Source organism: Ignatzschineria cameli (assembly GCF_003121895.1).
In the GTDB taxonomy this organism is placed as follows: Bacteria; Pseudomonadota; Gammaproteobacteria; order Cardiobacteriales; family Wohlfahrtiimonadaceae; genus Ignatzschineria; species Ignatzschineria cameli.
In genome coordinates this window covers 1-20,958 of record NZ_QEWW01000012.1, presented here as the reverse complement: position 1 = coordinate 20,958, position 20,958 = coordinate 1, and the positions used below count along the sequence as shown (strand labels likewise).

General features: G+C 40.5%; 15 protein-coding genes and 2 tRNA genes. 4 read left to right on the top strand and 13 right to left on the bottom strand.

What is annotated here, in order from left to right; all coding sequences use genetic code 11:
• Positions 1-380 precede the first annotated feature (380 nt).
• The 3 genes from lpdA to DC077_RS09845 form a co-directional block, all read right to left on the bottom strand.
• Positions 381-1,811: a dihydrolipoyl dehydrogenase gene (gene lpdA, locus DC077_RS09855; protein WP_109202317.1), complete on the bottom strand. Its 1,431-nt coding sequence runs from the start codon at positions 1,809-1,811 to the stop codon at positions 381-383.
• A gap of 175 nt (positions 1,812-1,986) precedes the next feature.
• Positions 1,987-3,186, bottom strand: a complete 1,200-nt coding sequence (gene odhB, locus DC077_RS09850) for a 2-oxoglutarate dehydrogenase complex dihydrolipoyllysine-residue succinyltransferase (protein WP_109202318.1) — start codon at positions 3,184-3,186, stop codon at positions 1,987-1,989.
• A gap of 294 nt (positions 3,187-3,480) precedes the next feature.
• Positions 3,481-6,330, bottom strand: a complete 2,850-nt coding sequence (locus DC077_RS09845; protein WP_109202319.1) for a 2-oxoglutarate dehydrogenase E1 component — start codon at positions 6,328-6,330, stop codon at positions 3,481-3,483.
• 238 nt (positions 6,331-6,568) lie between these two features.
• On the opposite strand from DC077_RS09845, the gene DC077_RS09840 reads away from it, so the two are divergent.
• The 3 genes from DC077_RS09840 (at position 6,569) to DC077_RS09830 (ending at position 8,926) form a co-directional block, all read left to right on the top strand.
• A complete protein-coding gene (locus tag DC077_RS09840) occupies positions 6,569-7,441 on the top strand; it encodes a LysR substrate-binding domain-containing protein (protein ID WP_109202320.1) in 873 nt (290 codons plus the stop codon).
• Between the two features lie 137 nt (positions 7,442-7,578).
• The gene (gene moaA, locus DC077_RS09835) at positions 7,579-8,553 is read left to right on the top strand and encodes a GTP 3',8-cyclase MoaA (RefSeq protein WP_109202321.1); all 975 of its coding nucleotides are present in this window, start codon (positions 7,579-7,581) and stop codon (positions 8,551-8,553) included.
• 166 nt (positions 8,554-8,719) lie between these two features.
• Positions 8,720-8,926: a hypothetical protein gene (locus DC077_RS09830; RefSeq protein ID WP_109202322.1), complete on the top strand. Its 207-nt coding sequence runs from the start codon at positions 8,720-8,722 to the stop codon at positions 8,924-8,926.
• 130 nt (positions 8,927-9,056) lie between these two features.
• Here the strand turns inward: DC077_RS09830 and DC077_RS09825 are convergent.
• The 9 genes from DC077_RS09825 to DC077_RS09785 all read right to left on the bottom strand — a co-directional run bounded on the left by DC077_RS09825 (position 9,057) and on the right by DC077_RS09785 (position 15,253).
• Positions 9,057-9,133: transfer RNA gene (locus DC077_RS09825), tRNA-Arg, on the bottom strand.
• A 249-nt stretch (positions 9,134-9,382) separates the two neighbouring features.
• Positions 9,383-9,459, bottom strand: a tRNA-Arg gene (locus DC077_RS09820).
• 84 nt (positions 9,460-9,543) lie between these two features.
• The gene (locus DC077_RS09815; protein ID WP_109218008.1) at positions 9,544-9,924 is read right to left on the bottom strand and encodes a SirB2 family protein; all 381 of its coding nucleotides are present in this window, start codon (positions 9,922-9,924) and stop codon (positions 9,544-9,546) included.
• Positions 9,925-10,008: 84 nt separating this feature from the next.
• Entirely contained in the window at positions 10,009-10,962 is a 954-nt protein-coding gene (locus DC077_RS09810) for a D-2-hydroxyacid dehydrogenase (protein ID WP_109202324.1), read from the bottom strand.
• A gap of 33 nt (positions 10,963-10,995) precedes the next feature.
• Positions 10,996-11,472: an SsrA-binding protein SmpB gene (gene smpB, locus DC077_RS09805; RefSeq protein WP_109202325.1), complete on the bottom strand. Its 477-nt coding sequence runs from the start codon at positions 11,470-11,472 to the stop codon at positions 10,996-10,998.
• Positions 11,473-11,761: 289 nt separating this feature from the next.
• Positions 11,762-12,274 carry a hypothetical protein gene (locus DC077_RS09800; RefSeq protein WP_133243449.1) on the bottom strand — a complete coding sequence of 171 codons (513 nt, stop codon included), beginning with the start codon at positions 12,272-12,274 and terminating at the stop codon, positions 11,762-11,764.
• Between the two features lie 315 nt (positions 12,275-12,589).
• Complete coding sequence (locus DC077_RS09795) at positions 12,590-12,979, bottom strand: NirD/YgiW/YdeI family stress tolerance protein (protein WP_109202327.1); 390 nt, start codon at positions 12,977-12,979, stop codon at positions 12,590-12,592.
• 184 nt (positions 12,980-13,163) lie between these two features.
• Positions 13,164-14,600 carry a sensor histidine kinase gene (locus tag DC077_RS09790; RefSeq protein ID WP_109202328.1) on the bottom strand — a complete coding sequence of 479 codons (1,437 nt, stop codon included), beginning with the start codon at positions 14,598-14,600 and terminating at the stop codon, positions 13,164-13,166.
• Positions 14,597-15,253 (bottom strand): response regulator transcription factor, encoded by a 657-nt coding sequence (locus DC077_RS09785; protein ID WP_109218007.1) that lies wholly within the window; start codon positions 15,251-15,253, stop codon positions 14,597-14,599. The genes DC077_RS09790 and DC077_RS09785 overlap by 4 nt, the downstream gene beginning before the upstream one ends.
• A gap of 192 nt (positions 15,254-15,445) precedes the next feature.
• Between DC077_RS09785 and DC077_RS09780 the strand changes: the two genes are divergently transcribed.
• A complete protein-coding gene (locus tag DC077_RS09780; RefSeq protein WP_109218006.1) occupies positions 15,446-15,907 on the top strand; it encodes a PACE efflux transporter in 462 nt (153 codons plus the stop codon).
• Between the two features lie 165 nt (positions 15,908-16,072).
• Here DC077_RS09780 and DC077_RS09775 read toward each other — a convergent pair.
• Positions 16,073-20,958, bottom strand: a 4,886-nt coding sequence (locus DC077_RS09775; protein WP_133243556.1) for a cadherin domain-containing protein, incomplete at its 5' end; no start/stop codon positions are given.

Sequence of the window (20,958 nt, the reverse complement as noted above, 5' to 3'; positions counted from 1 at the left end):
AAGTATGTCAAACAGATCTCACACTTTTTTTGCTCTATTATTGATCAATACCTTAAATAAATATCAAAAAGATTATAAACCAACCACAAATGCATTCATATATCAATAGGTTATGTATTGATTACTCTCTCAAAAATCAGACTAGAGTTACTAAAATAGTAATAAAACAATAATCATAAAGAGGCAATCTACAATTAAAACTCTATTGATACGCCCTCTCTTTTTCATTCTCTTTCATAAAGTGCGTTTAAAATCCACAACTCTACAAAAACACAAAGATGTAAAGATACAAAAAAGCACTACTTCCTATTAAGAAGTAGTGCTCTATGAATTAAAAGAATGTTTAAAAGACTATTTCAATACACTCTATTTTTGATTCATTATTTTCTATTCATCATATGAATCGCACTTTTATGAATACCATGCGCCGCTTCCATAACACTCTCTGCAAGTGTTGGATGCGCATGCATTGTGCTTGCGATATCTTCTGAAGTACCACCAAACTCTAAAACAATCACAGCTTCATGAATCAACTCTGATGCATTAGGGCCTACAATATGCACCCCTAATAACTTATCTGTTTTTGCATCAGCAATCACTTTCACTAAACCTTCCGTTGATCCCATCGCTTTTGCACGACCTGATGCTGCAAATGGGAAGGAGCTTGTAATCACTTCGATACCTTCTGCTTTACATTGCTCTTCAGTTTTACCTGCCCATGCAATCTCAGGATGAGTATAGATTACCCATGGAACAGCATCATAATTGACACGCGCATATTGACCTGCGATGCGTTGCGCAACAGCAATACCTTCTGCAGAACCTTTATGCGCTAACATCGGGCCGCGAACAAGGTCACCAATTGCCCAAACATGTGGAATATTGGTCTGACACTGATCGTCGACTTTAACTAAACGACCATCCATCTCAAGACCTACCGCCTCATCCACAATTCCATCTGTGAATGCTTTGCGACCTACAGCAACGAGAAGGTAATCAAACTTCTCTTCATGTTCACCACTCTTGTCACTATATTTAACAGTAACACCATCATCCGTTGCGACAGATTCGTTCACACGAGCACCAAGGCGAATATCTAAACCTTGCTTCTTAAAGTGCTTAGCTGCATCTTTTGCAATCTGCTGATCTGCAGCGGCAAGGAATTTATCCATCGCTTCAAAAATAACAACTTCAGCACCTAAACGCGCCCAAACACTTGCCATCTCAAGACCAATCACACCGGCACCAATGACGCCTAAACGCTTCGGTACAACCTCTAGGTCAAGAGCACCTTCAGAATCTAAAATACGCTGATTATCGACTACTGCAGATGGAATATCCATCGGTACAGAACCGGTCGCTAAAACAACATCTTTTGCTTTATAGGTTTCAACTTTTCCTTCATGGTCTGTTACTTCAACAACATTATCTTTTAGTAACTTTCCGGTTCCTTGAAGCCACTCAACCTTATTCGCTTGGAATAACATTGAGATCCCTGCCGTTAATTCAGAGACAATTTTATCCTTACGAGCAATCATTGCCTTAGGATCCATCTTAATCCCTTCAACAGAGAGACCATGATCTGCACCGTGATCTTTCGCTGCTTCATAGAGTGCTGATGACTCAAGAAGCGCCTTAGAAGGAATACAACCTACGTTAAGGCAAGTTCCACCTAAAACGGGTTTACCCGCCTTACCAATCCATTTCTCAACACAAGCAACTTTCAGACCTAATTGCGCTGCACGAATCGCATTAACATAACCTGCAGGGCCACCGCCAATTACGATGACATCAAATTCTTTCTTCGCCATAAAATATTCTCCTTGAAAAAGATCCTTTATCGATAAAAGTTCAATAAAGGATCTTCTCTAATATCTATAATTGTTTCTACCAACGAAAGCTTAATTACTTCTTATAGCTTATTCATATAGCTCATAAATGGGCACCCTAACCACTTATAGTGCCCATCATCTTCAAATCTCTCTATTAGAGCTCAAGAAGCATGCTTGCTGGATCTTCAATGGATTCTTTAATTGAGACTAAGAAGCCAACTGCTTCAGCACCATCAATAATTCTATGGTCATATGAGTGAGCAACATACATCATCGGTGCTGCAATAATTTGACCATCTTTAACAATTGGGCGCTCATAAGTATTATGCATACCTAAGATACCACTTTGTGGTGGGTTGATAATAGGCGTTGAGAGCATCGAACCAAATACACCACCATTGGTGATAGTAAATGTACCGCCCGTCATCTCTTCGATCGTTAATGTACCCTCTTTTGCTTTGGTCGCATATTCAATAATTTGCTTCTCAATATCTGCAAGGCTCAATTGGTCTGCATTACGAATAATAGGAACAACTAAACCACGTGGTGAAGAGACAGCAATCCCGATATCAAAATATCCATGATAGATAATATCATTACCATCAATCGAAGCATTCACTGCAGGATACTTCTTAAGTGCTTCAACCGCTGCTTTAACAAAGAATGACATGAAGCCGAGCTTCACACCGTGAGTTTTGGTAAAGCGATCTTGATACTTCTTACGCATAGAGATCACAGGTTCCATATTGATCTCATTGAACGTGGTTAACATTGCTGTGCTATTTGTTGCATCAAGAAGACGCTCAGCAATACGCGCACGTAGACGGGTCATTGGTACACGCTTCTCAACACGCTCACCTGTTGGAACAGCCGCAACTGGCGCTGCTTTACTTGCTGCAGGTGCTGCTTTTGCTCCACCATTTTTCAAGAAGTTTTCAATATCTTCTTTCAGATGACGACCATTTTTACCCGTTGCCGGAATCTTAGTAATATCGAGCTTATTCTCTTCAACTAAGCGACGAACTGTTGGAGACATTCCAACTTCCTCATCACTTTCAGCCGCTGCAACAGCACTGCTCTCTTCTGCTTTTGGAGCTGCTTCTGCTTTCGGTGCTTCACCTGCTTCAATAATCGCTAAAACAGTACCTTCTGTAACGTCTGTACCCTCTTCAACCTTAATCTCTTTGAGTACACCACTTACTGTTGCCGGAACTTCTAACATCACTTTATCAGTTTCAAGGTCAACAAGGTTCTCACCCTCTTCGATAAACTCACCAACTTGTTTATGCCAAGCAGAGAGTAATGCATCCGCAACTGACTCAGGTAATACCGGAACTTTAATTTCAACACTCATGGATCTTCTCCTATGTAAATATGTAACTGTTATATAAACCGTTATCTAAATTTGTTATCTAGAATCGTTATCTAAATTTGTTATCTAGAATCGTTATCTAAATTTGTTATCTAGAATCGTTATCAACGCCTTATCTAAAAGCGCTTTCAACAATCCTTAAATTCTTAATTCTTAATTCTTAATTCTTTAAACTTTAAATCTGTTTTAAAAATGATTGATGAAGTACTCATCTTGAGTACCCCATCAATACATTCTCTAATACTTAACATTTATTAAGACTTCTACCAACACTCATTACTCTGCTAGCGGAAAAATTGCATCAAGAAGTGCTTTCTCCTGCGCTGCATGAACATGACTATAACCTACAGCAGGTGCCGCTGCTGCTGGACGAGTTACAAATCGTAAGGCATGTTTATCCCCTAACATCTCAGTGAGATAAGGATAAACAAATGTTGCATAACCCTGATTTCTTGGTTCATCCTGCAAGAAGATGACCTCTTTTGCATTTGGATATTTCGCCAACTCCGCAGCTAAAGCAGCGGTTGGGAATGGATAGATCTCTTCTAGACGGATAATCGCAGTCTTGTCATCATTAGCCGCTTCTCTACGATCTCTTGCATCGTAATAGATCTTACCAACACTGATCACAATGCGTTCAACCTTCGTTGCATCGATCGCATCAATCTCAGAAAGGACTGAACGGAATGTACCGGTCGCAAGCTCTTCTAAAGTACTTACCGCTTGACGGTGACGTAGTAAGCTCTTCGGTGACATCACGATTAATGGTTTGCGATAATCTTGATGCATCTGACGACGGAACATATGGAAAGCTTGCGCAGGTGTCGTTGGAACAACAAAGCTTATATTATTCTCTGCACAGAGCTCTAAGAAACGCTCAGGACGTGCAGATGAATGCTCAGGACCTTGCCCCTCATAACCATGTGGAAGCAACATTACAAGACCATTATAGCGACGCCATTTTGTCTCACCTGAGGCGATAAATTGGTCGATAACCACCTGTGCGCCATTCACGAAGTCACCAAATTGCGCTTCCCAGATCACAAGCGCATTAGGTTCAGTCGAGGCATAACCATATTCAAAACCTAAAACGCCAGCTTCTGAAAGAATAGAGTCAATAACGGTAAAGTTTGCTTGATCCTTTGTCAGATGCTGAAGCGGAATATAGCTACTACCATCTTCCTGATTGTGATAAACCGCATGACGATGGAAGAATGTTCCACGACCTGAGTCTTGCCCAGTAATTCGAATGGGGTAACCTTCTTCAAGAAGAGTTGCATAAGCCATAACTTCCGCAAAGCCCCAATCGATCTCTAACTCGCCTTCACCCATTTTGAGTCGGTTATCATGAATTCTTTGAACGCGATTATGAAGCTTTAAGCTCTCTGGCAACTGATTCATAATACGCGCAAGCTCAGTGATTCGAGTAGAAACAACACCCGTTTCTGGAACAACAGGTCCCTCTTCATCAAAGCGATCATGCATTTTTGAGATCTTTTCCCACTTTTGCATATAGGAACTATTGATCGACTCAACAGTTGGGAATCCAACCGGTGTTCCCTCTTCTAACTTGTCACGATACTCTTGGGTAAAGTTTTTGAAATCTTCTTCTGTAATAAGTCCTTGTGCAATAAGACGATCTGCATAGATGCGCGCCGGCGTCTTATGGCTACGAACTTTCTTATACATCATTGGCTGTGTTGCACTCGGCTCATCAGCTTCGTTATGACCTAATTTACGATAACAGACAAGATCGATCACCACATCTTTGTGGAAAGTATTACGATATCCTAATGCTAATTGCATCACATGCTTCACAGCTTCAGGATCATCACCATTAACATGTAAAACAGGCGCCTGAACAATTTTCGCAGCATCTGTACAATATTCTGATGAACGTGCATCTAATGGATTTGAAGTTGTAAAACCAACACGGTTATTAACCACAATATGAACCGTTCCGCCGGTTGTGTATCCACGAGCTTGAGACATCTGCAACGTTTCAAGAACAATTCCTTGACCAGCAAATGCCGCATCACCATGAATCAAAACAGGAAGAACAGTATTAAATGGCAGATGCCCCGTCGGTGTTCCTGGCTCAATACGGCGCTCTAAACGCGCACGAACAGATCCTTCCACAACAGGATTAACAATCTCAAGGTGAGATGGGTTAAATGCAAGCGCAAGATGTACTGGTGGATTATCAGGTGAGGCGATCACAGATGAGGAGTACCCCATATGATATTTCACATCTCCCGAACCTTTTGAGAAAGTGGGAACTCCCTCAAACTCAGCAAAAAGTTGTTTCGGCGCTTTTCCTAAGATATTGACTAAGGTATTAAGACGACCACGGTGCGCCATCCCAATAACGATCTCTTCTGCACCAAAATTAGAAGCGCCGACCACCATCTCGTGGAGCATCGGAATAAGTGCATCCCCTCCCTCTAATGAGAAGCGTTTCTGACCAACATAACGAGTATGAAGATAGCGCTCTAACCCATCTGCAGAGATCAACTCTTTCAAGGTCTCAATGCGCTCTTCATCGCTCAAGCGATAGCCATCTTTTACCTCTTCAAGACGCGTTCTAATCCAATCGCGCTCTGCATCTTTAGTGATATGCTCAAATTCAGCACCAATATGCCCGGTATAGGTTCGTTTTAAAACATCTAAGATTTCACGAAGTGTCATCTCTGACTGACCCGCTAATCCACCTGTTTTAAAAATTGTTCCCATATCCATCTCGGTTAAACCGTAATAGCCAGGATTGAGTTCTGGAACATTAGGAATATCACGTAAATTAAGAGGGCATAAGTCTGCTACTTGATGCCCTCTACGACGGTATTCGCCAATTAAGTTGAGCACTGCTACTTGCTTCTCAAGATGTGCTTCATCTACGCCGGCAGATTGTACTCGAACGCCTTGGTGTCGCATCTGCTCAAAAGCGCGCTTAATAGGGCCTTGAGCTACATCCTCTCCCTGGCTATTTTTAAAGTCGGCAAAATAGGCCTGCCATTGTGCAGAGACAGAACTTGGATCTTCGAGATATGATTCAAACATCTCTTCGACATAAGTCTGGTTTGCACCATTGAGTGCCGACGTCTCTCTAAACTTATCGATTAGTTTCATTGTTATCGCTCACTTAAGTCATCTAAAATTAATAGGAAATTAAAAAGAAAGAAATTTCCCTCATTATAGCCCATTTTTCTCCATTTCGCGCAATTTGTAACCTGAGCAATCTTTCATGTTTCAATTACACTTCAAGGGCTGATAAACATGGGATTTATGCTTAATTAGAATCACCTTAATGCAAATATGGTAGTATGTAAATCATTCACTACATTAATGTTACTTATGGGAATAATGCATGAAATTAAATGAACTTCGTTACTTCATTGCGGTTGCTGAAGAGAGGCATTTTGGTCGAGCAGCGCAAAAGTGTTTTATCTCTCAACCAGCATTATCTATTGGGATAAAAAACCTTGAAGCCTCAATGGATGTCTCCCTCTTTGAGCGAACGACCAATGAGGTTCTCTTAACCCCTGAAGGCGAAAAGGCACTCCCTAAAGCTCGGAGAATCTTTGAACTTGTCGATGAACTACTCTCTTTAAGTAAAGATTCAGATTCCATCGAAGGGCGTTTCAATTTAGGTATTATCTTTACCATCGCCCCCTATCTACTCCCTAAAATGATCCCTCTTTTAAGGGAAGCGGCACCTCAATTACAACTTAACCTCTTTGAGAATATGACCGATAACCTTCTCCCAATGTTAAAAACAGGAGAGATCGATGCGGCCATTTTAGCGCTCCCTATTGCGGATCCTACCTTTGAAGTGATAGAGCTTTATGAAGAGCCTTTCTTTGTTATTACCCCTAAAGATCATCCTCTCAATGGTAAAGAGAGCATCTCACCAGATGAGATTCATGAGTATGATCCATTGCTCCTCAATATTGGACACTGTTTCCGAGATCAAGTTCTTGATCGCTGTAAAGAGATTAATGCTACCAATTCTCACCACCATTCGTTAGAGACAATTCGCAATATTGTTGCAGCAGGCCATCAGATCTCTGTACTTCCTAAATATGCATTAACAGATGATCATCTCAGTGAGCTACTACACTACATTCCATTTACAGAGCCAGTTCCTACACGAAAAGTAGCACTTGTCTATCGAAAAGAATTTACACAGATGAAAAAAATTGAAATCATCGCAAAATGCATTGAAGATCTTAAACTGTAAGGATTCTGCTGAATCCTTCTGATCGAATCATTCTGAAATATAGATTCAAATCCAGATTCAGATCCGAATTCAGGCCCAAATTCAAATTCAAATTCAAATTCATCTAAAAGTAATCCATCTCAGGGAGATTTTGATAAATGTTAATTGATCAGTTTGGTCGTAAAATTGATTATGTACGTATCTCAGTGACAGATCGTTGCGACCTTCGCTGTACCTACTGCATCCCTAAAGGGTTTAAAGGTTTTGAAGTTCATAAAAACTGGCTGACATTTGATGAGATTATTCGTGTTGTAAAAGCATTTTCAGCTATGGGAACTGATCACTACCGAATTACCGGGGGTGAGCCGCTCTTAAGAAAAGATGTAACAGAGCTAATTGCCCGCATCAAAGAGATCCCTACTATTAAAGATCTCTCAATGACAACCAATGCCACACAACTAGAACGTCTGGCAAAACCACTAAAAGAGGCAGGACTCGACCGCCTTAATATTAGTCTCGACTCCTTAAACCCGCTAACAGTTCATCAAATTACCGGCAACGACTGTATCGATAAAGTCCAAAGAGGGATCTTTGCCGCAATCGATGCTGGCTTTGAGATGATTAAGATCAATATGGTTCCGATGATTGGAATCAATGATCAAGATATCGATAAAATGATCCAATTCTGTATCGATAATGGCTTAGTTCTCCGATTAATTGAAGCAATGCCGATGGGAACAACAGGACAAAACACTGAAGGGAAAGATCTCACAAAGCTGCTTGAGTCACTAAAAGAGAAATATGGCTTAGTCGATGCTCCTCTCAATCTAGGACAGGGACCTGCCCGCTATTATCAATCTCCCGATGGCTCATTTACCTTTGGGCTCATTACCCCCCTTAGTCAACACTTCTGTGATAGCTGCAACCGTGTTCGGCTAGCAGTAGATGGCACCCTCTATATGTGTCTTGGACAAGAGGAAGCTTATCCGCTAAGAGAGATGCTCCGGGATAATTGTAGTGATGAAGAATTACAAAAAGCGATCCGAGAAGCGGTCAACCTTAAGCCACAAAAACATGAATTTAGAACAGATGTGACTAAAATTAAACGCATTATGTCAATGACCGGTGGCTAACTCATCGCCGCCAAGTCAATAAATAAACAATAAAAAATTAGTAATCAACTCAGTTGTTAAAGTTAACAATTAGAAGTTAGCAATTAAAAGTTAGTAATTAAAAGCTAGCAATCAAATTAGCAATACTCAGTAAGTAATAAGTAGATTAGTAAATGGAGATCCAATAATGAGTAAACAATATGGTGTTCGAATGACGCTTCCACCTCATGCAACCTTCATGCGTGAAAATCTTTTAGGCCCTGACTTTAAAGCCGAAAGATGGTTTGAGAGTGAAGAAGCTCGACAAAAGTTTTTAGATAGCTATCAGAAAGACTTTATCTATTATCGCGTAGGTGATCGACCACGCTATCAATATGAGCTGATTGAAAAGTAGCGAGCGCTCTAAATCCAATTCATCCTTAGATCACTACCCTCGGGAATCTTAAGCACACTTCCCGAGGTTGCTACCTTAAAAGGTCAAGACAAAATAAAACCCCTTACTCGAAAGTAAGGGGTTTACTTTATGGCGCGCCCAGAAGGAGTCGAACCTCCGACCGCCTGGTTCGTAGCCAGGTACTCTATCCAGCTGAGCTATGGGCGCTTAACTAAGATCATTACTATACCCGATATTTTTTTAATGTCAAATAAAAGATGCCAAGATAAAAAGATGGGAAGATGACAACGAAAAATATCTTAATTAAAAAATATCAGTAAAAATGACCGGTATCTTGACTCAAGAGTGATCCAACAGAACCACTAATTCAAGACTACTTCAATATAAACAATAAACAACAAAACTTAAAAACTACAAAATAAAAACCCCTTACTCGAAAGCAAGGGGTTTACTATATGGCGCGCCCAGAAGGAGTCGAACCTCCGACCGCCTGGTTCGTAGCCAGGTACTCTATCCAGCTGAGCTATGGGCGCTTAACTAAGATGGTTAGTATATAACAATTTCCGGAACTTGCAAACTCTTGCTCACTCTTTATTCGTTTTCAGCACCATTGTCTTTTAAAAGAGCTGTGGCTTCATCATTGCCATCCAGACCACTGCCATCGCCATACTGTTACAGATCAAGTAGTTAATCAATCTTGTTGAGAGAACAAAGTTTTGTCTCATCGCTAAAATAGCAAAGAGAATATAGAGCACCATAAAGAAGAGTTTCACCCCCAACCAGCTCCCGCCTAATGAAAACGGATTAATTGAGAGTGCAACCGCTAATAAGATACCGGTCAATAAGAGAAAAGTATCAATAATATGTGGTGCTATACGTGCCCATTTGGGTCTTGCTACTAAAAAATATTTCCAAAAACGGAAGTTGAAAAAGATAATTGAAAAGAAGGCAAGCATAATATGTGTATGCTTTAGCCCCATATAAGACGCTGCTAACATCGATATTCCTCTAGTACGCTAGTAATGACAAGTAGTAAAGATGCAATGATGACACACTCAACCTGATAAGATCAAATTGCGTGGCTAATTCACAACATTCATCGGGGCTCCGGCAACAAATTGATTAATATTGTCTTGCAAAATAATCACGAGTTTCGCTAATGCCTCTTCACTTGCGTAAGCGGTATGAGGGGTTAAGATAAGATTTCCAAGATCTGCCGCTAAAAGAGGATTATCAGGCTTTGGAGGCTCGGAAGTGAGTACATCGATCCCTGCTCCGCCAACTTGACCACTTCGTAATCCTGCCGCTAAATCTGCCTCATTCACCAAACCTCCACGACTGACATTGAGAATAATGACACCTTGCTTCATCTTCGCAATCTCTTCTGCAGCAATGAGGTTCTCTGTCTCTGGCGTCAAAGGAGCATGAATTGAGTAGACATCACTCTTCTCTAATACATCAAGGAAGCTCTCATATCCCGGTCGAATCTCCGAAGCTCCTTTTCGCTCTGAATAGAGAACATTCATCCCGAAGCATTCGGCATATTTCGCTAACTGCGAACCGATACTTCCTCGACCAAAAATCCCCAAGGTCTTCCCTTTTAGTTCATAAATAGGCGCCCCAAAAAGAGAGAAAAATGGCGACTTTTGCCACTCTCCCGCACGTACCCGCGCTTCATAGAGAGGAAGCCGATGAACAAGAGAGATCATCATCATAAAGGCATGCTCTGCAACTGCAGTTTGACTATAGCCGGCAACGTTAGCAACCGTGATGCCAAACTCTTTTGCAGCCGCAATATCGATCATATTGAAACCTGTAGCCGCAACAGCAATCAATTTTAACTGCGGATTAGCTTCCATCGCGGCACGATCGATCGGTACCTTATTGGTAATTGCAATTTCACACCCAGCTAAGGCGTCAGCAACCTTCTCTCTAGGACAATTATCGATCTCTATTAATTCATAAGGAAAGTTAAATGTGAGATCAAATCGGCTCATCGTCCCATGATCTAAAAAGACTATTTTTTTCTTATCCATCTTCTCCTCCTACTTTTTATTATCTCTCAACGATTAGCGATGTTCATGACGCAGTAATCTTTGCTTTTCTCGATTCCAATCGCGCTCTTTAATTGTTGCTCGTTTATCGTGATCCTTTTTCCCTTTTGCAAGGCCAATCTCTACCTTAACCATTCCCCGCTTCCAATACAAACTTAAAGGGACAATGGTATAACCTTTCTGATCTACGGCACCCATCAAGCGATCGATTTCTCGGCGATGGAGCAGTAATTTTCGGGTTCGAGTATCATCTGCATAGATATGGGTTGAAGCAGAAAGTAGCGGGGTGATACGAGAGCCGATCATATAAACTTCACCATTTTTAATCTGCACATAAGCCTCCGAAAGTTGCCCACGCCCCTCTCTTAAGCTCTTTACTTCCCATCCTTGCAACTCAACGCCCGCTTCTATCTTCTCTTCAATAAAGTAGTCATGATAGGCACGCTTATTACCAGCGATCTGAGCACTCCCTTTCTGGGGTTTCTTTGCCATTATTTTTACCTCTTTTAAACAATCTGTAGAATCTCTCTACGAGTCCTTACAATATTTATCAATATTACAAGTCGAACCCCTATTTTAATACAACTGCGCCCCTATCTCTAAAATAATCACCAAGATACCGTTATGCCGCCCGTTCCTATTAAAATTGCTTCTATAACTTGCTCCTATTAAATAGGTCAAATAGGGATAAAAAAACCCTTATCCCCATAAAACGGGAATAAGGGTAATTGAGACTTAACTTCTTAGCTTCTCTATTATCAACTACTTTTACGAACTACCGCTAGTTACGCCCTTCCATCTGTTTTGCACCTTTATTGCCCTTCATTGAGCCATCGTGATGCTTTCTTTCCTGCTTCTCTTTTTTAGAGTGCCCTTTGTCATTATGATGTTTTTTACTACGCTCAGAGCGATCTTTTTTCTCTTTCTTATCTCGCTTATCTTTCTTATCTTTCTTATCTTTTCTCTCTTGATTCTCTTTTTTAGCCTCTTGCTTGCCCTCTCGCTGCTTCATCTCTTTACGCATCTCACTCTCTTGCGCTTTAGCTTTATCTCTGCCGCGATTCTCATTTTGAGCTTTTCCAGGGCAATCACCTGTTGCGCACTCTTCTTTGTGAATCCGTGCCTGAGCTCTGATCTGTCTTGGTTCTGTCGGCTCTTTTAACTTTTCCGCTGTAGCCTCTATTTGCCCTTTTTCTACAACTGGTGGTGTCTCAACTTTGGCTGCATCTACCTGAGCAAAAGCAATAGAAGAACTTAAAATTAAGGTTGAAAGTAAAAATAATGGACGCATCATTGCACTCCTTAACTATTAGATAATGAATTTATTGAGTTATTGAATTATTGAATTATTGAATTATTGAATATTTATATACTTGGATATATGAATATGTAGATATATAGATAAGTAGATATGAGATAAATAAAATAAATATTATATGTATTATTTGTTTTCAGTAATATTTCTAGATATATTCTTATGTACTAAATTCGTTGAATATACGAGGGTTGAATATATAAGGTTATTGATCTTTGAAAGATTGGGGGAATCCATATTCAAGCAGATCCCCCCAATAACCTTATGGGTGGAGAGTAGATCTGAAGATTAGATCTACTTAGCGATTACTTCACCACTCTTCTTCATTACGCGATCAACATCGATATCTGTTGCCTTATGACGATGATGATCGACTTCACCATAGATAATCACGGTATCTTCAGGACCGATCTCAACACCTCTCCAATCATCATGATCAATCTCAATTGTGATCTCGCCACTTTGATCCTTAAAGAGGTACTTTTCACCCCCTAAGTGCTCTACGATCTGCCCCTCTAAAACCACCTTGGTATCATCTTTAAGATGGCGAGCCTGCTCCACAGAAATCACATTCTCTAATTTCCCTGTTGCTTGACCCTGTCCATCTACAGATGGTCCTGTAAATTGGCCAAAAGCCACTGATGAACCTAATACTAATGCCGATACTAACAGTAATTTTCGCATCTTAAACTCCTCTCTAATAGAGATTAATAGAAATGGGAAAGAAGGGATTCATCAACTATTTTTGAGAGTCTCTTCTCTATCTGCTATCAATTACACCAAATAAATCTTAACGAAATCTTAAGACAAATCTTAAAAAATAATATTTTCAATAAAAAACATTAAAAAGTATCATGCTCATTAACTATTATGCCTGATCTAAAGGAAAAAGAAGTAATACTTGCAAGCCCTCAATATCTGGTTTAGAGCGCAAGATCATCTCCCCTCGATGCAGCTCAACAATCTTTTTCACAATCGATAATCCTAAACCACTACCAATTTCATCACTCCCCAATACTCGATAGAAACGCTGCCCTAAGCGAGCAAGCTCCTCTGGTTCAACACCCGGACCATTATCTTCAACTTTAAGTACTATAACTTCCCTATTAAGGTCAGATCTCTCTTTAATAACTTCTGAAGAGACAACTATATTTGACCCCCTTGGAGAGTATTTAAGCGCATTATTAATCAGATTTTTTACAGCAATATAGAGCAGATCGTAATTTGCATAGATCGATGTTGCCTGACCGTAATAACTTATTGAGATCCCTCGGCGTAGGGCCTCTTCTCTAAAACTCTCCGCTAAATCGGAAAAGAGATGGGTTAAAAGAACTTTCTGCTTTAAAAGCGCTCGATTTAAAGCTCCATTCTCATCAGGAGATAGAGGATCTAATCGGGCTAATAACATCAGATGCTCAATTAAATTGGTCGCTCGAGAAATATCATGTTGTAGAGGTTCTAAATCAGCCACCAGTTCCGGCCTTAAACGCCGAAGAAGCTGAAGTTTCATCTGGATAGCGCTCAATGGCGTGCGTAACTCATGAGATGCATCTGCAGTAAATTGTCGCTCATGCCGGCGAGCGGTCTCTAAGTTGGTAAGCAACATATTCAAAGAATCTTCTATCGCAACAATCTCCTTACTCCGGGATCGCGTGGCAATGGGCGTTAAGCTCTTTGAAGATATTCTCTGAATCTGCTGAGAAACGGTGGTTAATGGCTTTAAACCAAAATAGATAAAGAGTCCATTCACTAAAAGAGAGATCAGAAGAATAATCCCTCCCGCCAACAATAATTGTGTCGCAAGCTTCTCCAAAAACTGATAACGCATCTCTACAGCATGAGCTACTTGCACTTCAAAATTGGCATGCCGAGGTTTTAAAAGAAATACTCGCCACTCTTTCCCTTTAATCTTGATCGTATTAAAGCCCCGGTAACTTCGGCGATCATGTGTAATAAAGGGGCGATTAGGGGCTGAACTGCTCTTAGCAATTACCACACCTTGATTAATAATTTGAAAATAGAATTCATTATCTTCTAAATCCATATGCCCTTTAACGGGACGCCCCCCTAAATTTTCCCGATAGGCGAGTTGAGCTAGCGTCTGTGCCGATCGCTTGAGCGCCTCATCTAAAACTTCTTTCGTTTGATCCCAGCTTAAATAGGTTGTAATCGAAAGACTAACACCAGAAACAAGCAGTGTTGAAGCGACAATGCTAATCATCAATGTCGCGCGCAAGGAGTAGAGCCCTTTAGGTGCTTTTCGTCGCATCTGCCACCACTGTTGTAAATTTTTCAATCGTCTCATTCACTACCTAGCGTGTAACCTAAATTACGTCTCGTTTTAATAAAATCATTCCCTAGCTTTTTTCGCAGATGATGAATATGAACCTCTATTGCATTACTCTCCACCTCATTTCCCCACGCATATAATTTATCCTCTAACTGCTCTCTGGTAAAAATTTGAGAAGGATTCTGCATTAAGGTATGTAATACCGCATATTCTTTAGCTGTTAAAGAGATAGTGACACCCTTTTGAGAGACACTCTTCGTTGAGGGATCTAAAATCACATCCCGATGCTCAAAGAGTGTCTGTAATTTTCGAGCAGACCGGCGAGAGAGAGCACGAATTCGCGCACTAAGCTCCTCTAAATCAAAAGGCTTGACTAAATAATCATCGGCGCCTAGATCTAACCCTTCAATCCGATCAGCAATGCTATCTTGTGCCGTAATCATAATAATCGGAATGGATTCTCCCTTTTCCCGTAACTTTTTCAGGACAATATCACCTGAAGCGCCGGGAAGACCCCGATCTAATAAGATCGAATCATAGATATCGATCAGTACATTTTGTGCCGTCATACCATCCATTACCCAATCGACAACATATCCATCCATCTCTAACCACTTCTGAATCGTTTCACCTAATGAGCGATCATCCTCTACAAGCAATATTTTCATAAATTCTCCTTAATCTCTTCTATCCTATCGTGATCGCCTTAAAAATATCTTAAGCCCTCGCTCTAGTATGCGTTTTTCTTTCCCTTTTCTCTATTTTATTAAACACTTTTGTGATACAAGGGAGTGATCATTCACGAAAAGTAGTAGAAGGTAGGTAGATAGAGCCTTTGCTCAATCCCTAAATATTATATTATGACTATTGCAACAGTAAGATCACTGAAAGAACGTTTTTTTCATGCCCTACTCTTTGAGATTTTGGCGATTCTCTTTACGATGTTAATCGGAGTCTTTCTTCTTCATAAACCGGTAGATGCAATGGGCATAGTTTCCGTACTAATCTCCGTTACTGCACTACTTCTCAATATTGTTTTCAACTGGATATTTGATAAGCTCTTCCCTTTTGTTAATGGTGAACGACCCGTTTCCATCCGTATATTGCATGCATTGAGTTTTGAGGCAACGCTCATTCTCTTTACGATCCCGATGCTTGCTTATATTTTAAGTGTCTCGCTTACAGAAGCCTTTATGATTGAAGTCGGATTACTCATCTTCTTTCTCTTCTATACCTATCTCTACAACTATCTCTACGATAAGAGCCGGCAGTGGCTGATTAAACGATATCAACAAAAAAGAGTTCAAAAAAAGAGTGAATAATTGACACTAAATTAACACGTTTTTGATCGATTAATATCACCTCATAACACCCTCTATAAATCCCCCAATAAAACCAATAAAAATGCCTAAGAAGCTTCCTTCCTAGGCATTTTTTTATAAGTCTGAAGATTTAAAGTCTCATCAGATCGACTTCAAAATGATCATCTAGCCGATAATGATCTGATTATTCTGCAACAACTCTTCTAACGTAATCTCATTCTGTTGATTCGTTAAAATCAGTAATGGCTCCGGCTCATGGGTTGTTCTACCACCATCTCGATCAACAAAGAGTGTTGCTGTTTTCTCCTCTTCATCGTACTCAATATTGATAAACTTACTAACTTTATCACTATCTTGATATAGAAGATCTTGAGACGTTAACCCCTCAAAGAAGCCAGATTTGAACTTGATCATATCCGCATTATCATCCTGTGATGGATCACCTACATGGAAATCAACCCAAGTATCAACACCATGCCCGCCTTTACTATCTGTTTTTACAAGAAGATCGTAAATTAAGGTGTCATTACCCGTTGTTCCGGTACTGATCAGGTCATCCCCTTCAGTTGCGATAATCTCACGGCTAGGCGGTAATACCTCCAAAGTGAAGTCATAGCTACTCTCACTACTATCATTATTAGCCTTCTCTGTCGCCGTAACAGTTACAGAGACCTTATAATCACCAAGCTCCGCTTCTTTAGGCATTACTAAGACAAGATCTTTGAAGTCTAACTCTCCAGACTCTCCGACAACTGTAATAGTGCCATCAGATCCAGCAAGAGCAGTTCTAACTTCAGTATCACCATTCATATGGGTCACCGTATAAGTTAACTCAGCACCCTGAACTAATCCTGTTAACTTCATCGTTAAGAATTCTGAGCCATCTCTATCTGTTAAAGAGGCTTGAATCTTACTTAAATTAATTTGATCTGTCTCAGAGCCTTTGTAACCATACTTCATACTATAGAAGCCACGTCCATTACCGTCTGGATCATTAAGATGGCTATCTAACTGAACAAAGTCCGGCAACTCTTTTGCAATTGCCTCTTTTGAAGGATAGTACTTCACATCGCTCCCATCCTCTTCAGTTACTTTAAAATTATAGTTTCCTACCCCATCTTGGTTGTACATATAGAAATCAAAGGTATAGAAACCACTCTCTTCTACCTCAAAGGTACTTGATCTGACACCATGGTTAAAGCCCGCCCAACTGACATATTGTTGTGAGACATCACCAATTATAATCATTCCGGTATCATCGGCAGAACCTGCATATTTATAAGTTTTTCCTGCTTCTAAATAGACAAACCCTGTAATGTAGACTGCACCAAATGTCGGAACACCATCACCTTGCCAACTAGTCCCCCAATAAGGAGATGTAAGGCTTGTTGTCTGCTCGGCCTCAGCTTCATGACGACGATAGTTATAGAGTGCATCGATACCATTCACTAAGACATCAGGATTAATACCATTACCTACACCTTGTGGGCGCCCATCATATGCTGTGTCATTAAAGTCATACCATTTACCACCGATCCACTCTTCACCGCCAACATATTTTTCACTTCTCCAATCCCATACCCCCTTACCGCCTATATCAGTCCAAACATACTTATTCAGAGTAAGTTCAGTCACATCAAAACCCATATCGCCTTCAGTGACTAAAGGTTTATCTGCAACAGGGTTAATGATCACTTCTTGTTCTACAATCGTACTATTACCGAAACTATCGGTCACCTTAATCTGGAAGCTGGTCTTTCCCGACCAATCCTTAGCAGGATTAAATATGAAATATCCTGATGAATAAATATCACTAATAGTCCCTACTTTAGGATCTAAAGTACCCTCAACAAGTTCATAGGTTAACTCTCTCTCCCCTTCAGGATCTTTTGCATTAATATACTGCCATACTCCGGAAAGATCAGCATCTTCATCTGCAACAATTGGGGTTGTCGTCGCAGTAGGTGCTTTATTCGTCTCCATCTCCGCTGAAGCTTCTGCCGACTTATTACCAGCAAAATCAACAACTTGAGCAGTAATATTATAGTGGTGATTTTCAAAAGTTTTAGCCTCTTCACTTGAGAGATTTAATTCCCAAATGAATCCTTCCTTAACGGTTGTTTCATAACGCTTATCACCAATTGTAATAGTGACTTTATTACCTACTTGAGCATGTTCAGGTTCAGATACAGTCCCTTTAATCGTTAATCCATCCTCCTTCTCTTTGTCAGTTAAAATATTATCACCACCTGCAACCTCAGTAATCTTGATAGTTGGTGCAGTCATATCTACAGTAAAGATAAACTTCGGAGAGTTATCGCCTTTCTGCGCACCACTCTTATCAAAAACAGCTGCTTCGAGTGTTACTTCCCCTTTAGCAAACATACCTGTCGTTGTTAACTTACCAAGATCCTCTTTCTTTGTGGTAAAACGATAGGTATCCTTCGCTCCCGGTACAGGGACTAAATCCTTAACATCGATTTCAATATAACTCTTAGATGACCCATAAGCGAAAATACGCACAGAGCCGACAATATTCATCTGTTCAGCATTAATAACGACTGTACCACTAATTTCTCCTGAAGGATCATTGGTGTACCCCCCATTCTCAATAATCTCAACATCGAGATCTCCTGTGTCAACATAATCGAGATATTGATCAATTTTTGGAGTTGGCAATTGGATAACGGTTGGATCATCTTGTGAATCATTGTTAACACCGATATTTCCAGCCTTGTCTGTTACATAGACCTTAAACTCTGTCGATTCATCAATATTTTTCGTACCAACAGGAACCTTGATAGCAAGATATTGCTTTCCTTCCTTATAGATACCACCAACATTGCCTTCTACAGTTTGCTTCTTACCAGTTGTGTCGATATAGGTTACCGTTACCTTATCACCCGTTTGTGCATGATAAACATAGGTTGGGTCACCACTAATCAACGCGGTTACATTACCTTCCTCAGCATCATACTGCACAAAGGTTGCTTGTGGAGCCACCGTATCCACAACAAATGTATACTTCTCAGAAACCTCACCGACTTTACCTGTAGTAGGATCGACAGCTCTTACTTGAAGGTAGATCTTATCGTTACGAAGCTGGTCTGCCCACCAAGTGGTCTGTAATGCCTCTTCAAGCGTAGCTTCATCAAGTTTCCAATATCCATTCTCATCAACAGTAACCTTAACCTCAAAGTACTGTGGATACCCTAAAGAATCCATTTCGCTATCATCTGCAGCATGTTGCTTATTAATATAGATGCGAACAGTCTCTACCCCTTTTGCTGCTCTTCCCTCAATCTCACCTAATGAGTCATTACTATAGATCACAAACTCATTACCATCACTTTCGACAAGTTCCGGCTCATCTAATAGAGATGCGGTAGTCGCTGAAATTGCAACAACTTTCCCTTCTTCTAAACGATTATCATTAATTGAGACTTTAACTTCATAACGCTTACCTGAGTCATCTTGGAACTGGAAGATTTCAGTTAAAGGTCCTTTTGAAGCAATAAGCGATTCAGATACAGCCTCATCACTATTGAGTTTATAGGTCCACTCCCCATCACTACTCAATGTAAAGAGGCCATATTGCCCTTCAGTCTCAATCGATCCTTCAAACTTTTGCCCGTCAAGTGCAACAAAAGATGAACCTTCAGAGAAAGCTAGCTCTGTAGAAGCCTTACTTGAGATCTCTATCCCCTCAGCCACACGTCCTACATCTGTAACTGTATTTTGCACACTCTCAATATCATCATAGTAACCGGTGACATTCGCAGTAGGTGCATCAACACTATACGATTTTTCAGCAGGTTCACTCTCATTCCCTGCGCGATCTTTCACGACAGCAGATACTGAACCATCAAGCAATTTCGCAGCATCTTCTGCAGAAACCGTAATATTCCATTGACCATCTACAACTTCTGTTTCAAGCGTCACTGGAGATCCATCTTTCGTATTTGCGAAAGTAATCGTTACCGTTTGCCCCTCTTCGACACCCGTAGCAGTCCCTGAAACAACAAATTCTGTCTTTTCTGAAGTAGAAGAATCCCCTTCTTCTGGCTGAGTCCAAATAACTTTACCATTTGAGCCAACTTCATCAATCGTGATTTCTGGCTCTAAAATATCTAGACCAGGACTCTCTTCATCAACAAATCCAGGGAGATAATCATAGGCATAAATATCTTTACCATTGATATCGACAACACTTGCTTCAACGCTAATTTCAGAGCCTTCAGCAAAGCCATCACTTTCAATAATTTGATAACTATATTGCCCCTCATTCCCGGTAAGAGTTAACTCAGCATCACGTTCGATAACAACAGACTCACCATTTTTATCGATTCCTGTAATAACTAACTTCACAGGTCCTTTCGTGACCTTCATCGTCTCACCTTCAATCATTCCTTTATTATTGATTGAAGTTGTAATCTTACTTGAGTCACCATCGACAAAAATCGTGATAGTTCCCGTTCCAAACAGCTTATCTTCTGTATCATCTGTAGCTTTAACCTCGAGCTGATAACCTCCTTCAGGAGCATCTTCACTATTTAAGGTTTTACCATCAGCGAGCGTTATCTTTCCTGTTTCAGGATCAATGATAAAGAGACCGTCATCATTACCGGAGATGATCTCATAGGTAATCTTATCGCCATCAACATCAACGTCTTTTCCAGTATTCGCGTCATTAACATCGTATAACTCAGTACCGGAAGCAAGGCTTTGGCCGACGGTGGTTTCTGCATCAATAATTTCTGGCGCATTATCATTGAGATTATTCACTTCAACCGTGATCTTTGCGGTATCTGCAAACGTACCATCCGTCGCTGTCACGGTTAGTTGATGCGTAGGCAATGTTTCATAATCTAACGTTTTTCCTTCCGCAATAGTGATCACGCCTGTATTAGGGTCGATCTCAAAAATCCCCTCTTCATTACCGGCAGTGATGGTATAAGTTATCTGATCACCATCAAGGTCCAGATCAGATCCTGTCAAGTTATCATTAACATCATAGATCTTAGTACCAGATGCAATATTCTCATCAAAGG

Bases quoted from the DNA above. Each gene is read 5' to 3' on its own strand.
- lpdA (WP_109202317.1), bottom strand. From the start codon at position 1,811: ATGGCGAAGAAAGAATTTGATGTCATCGTAATTGGCGGTGGCCCTGCA.
- odhB (WP_109202318.1), bottom strand. From the start codon at position 3,186: ATGAGTGTTGAAATTAAAGTTCCGGTATTACCTGAGTCAGTTGCGGAT.
- DC077_RS09845 (WP_109202319.1), bottom strand. From the start codon at position 6,330: ATGAAACTAATCGATAAGTTTAGAGAGACGTCGGCACTCAATGGTGCA.
- DC077_RS09840 (WP_109202320.1), top strand. From the start codon at position 6,569: ATGAAATTAAATGAACTTCGTTACTTCATTGCGGTTGCTGAAGAGAGG.
- moaA (WP_109202321.1), top strand. From the start codon at position 7,579: ATGTTAATTGATCAGTTTGGTCGTAAAATTGATTATGTACGTATCTCA.
- DC077_RS09830 (WP_109202322.1), top strand. From the start codon at position 8,720: ATGAGTAAACAATATGGTGTTCGAATGACGCTTCCACCTCATGCAACC.
- DC077_RS09815 (WP_109218008.1), bottom strand. From the start codon at position 9,924: ATGTTAGCAGCGTCTTATATGGGGCTAAAGCATACACATATTATGCTT.
- DC077_RS09810 (WP_109202324.1), bottom strand. From the start codon at position 10,962: ATGGATAAGAAAAAAATAGTCTTTTTAGATCATGGGACGATGAGCCGA.
- smpB (WP_109202325.1), bottom strand. From the start codon at position 11,472: ATGGCAAAGAAACCCCAGAAAGGGAGTGCTCAGATCGCTGGTAATAAG.
- DC077_RS09800 (WP_133243449.1), bottom strand. From the start codon at position 12,274: ATGATGCGTCCATTATTTTTACTTTCAACCTTAATTTTAAGTTCTTCT.
- DC077_RS09795 (WP_109202327.1), bottom strand. From the start codon at position 12,979: ATGCGAAAATTACTGTTAGTATCGGCATTAGTATTAGGTTCATCAGTG.
- DC077_RS09790 (WP_109202328.1), bottom strand. From the start codon at position 14,600: ATGAGACGATTGAAAAATTTACAACAGTGGTGGCAGATGCGACGAAAA.
- DC077_RS09785 (WP_109218007.1), bottom strand. From the start codon at position 15,253: ATGAAAATATTGCTTGTAGAGGATGATCGCTCATTAGGTGAAACGATT.
- DC077_RS09780 (WP_109218006.1), top strand. From the start codon at position 15,446: ATGACTATTGCAACAGTAAGATCACTGAAAGAACGTTTTTTTCATGCC.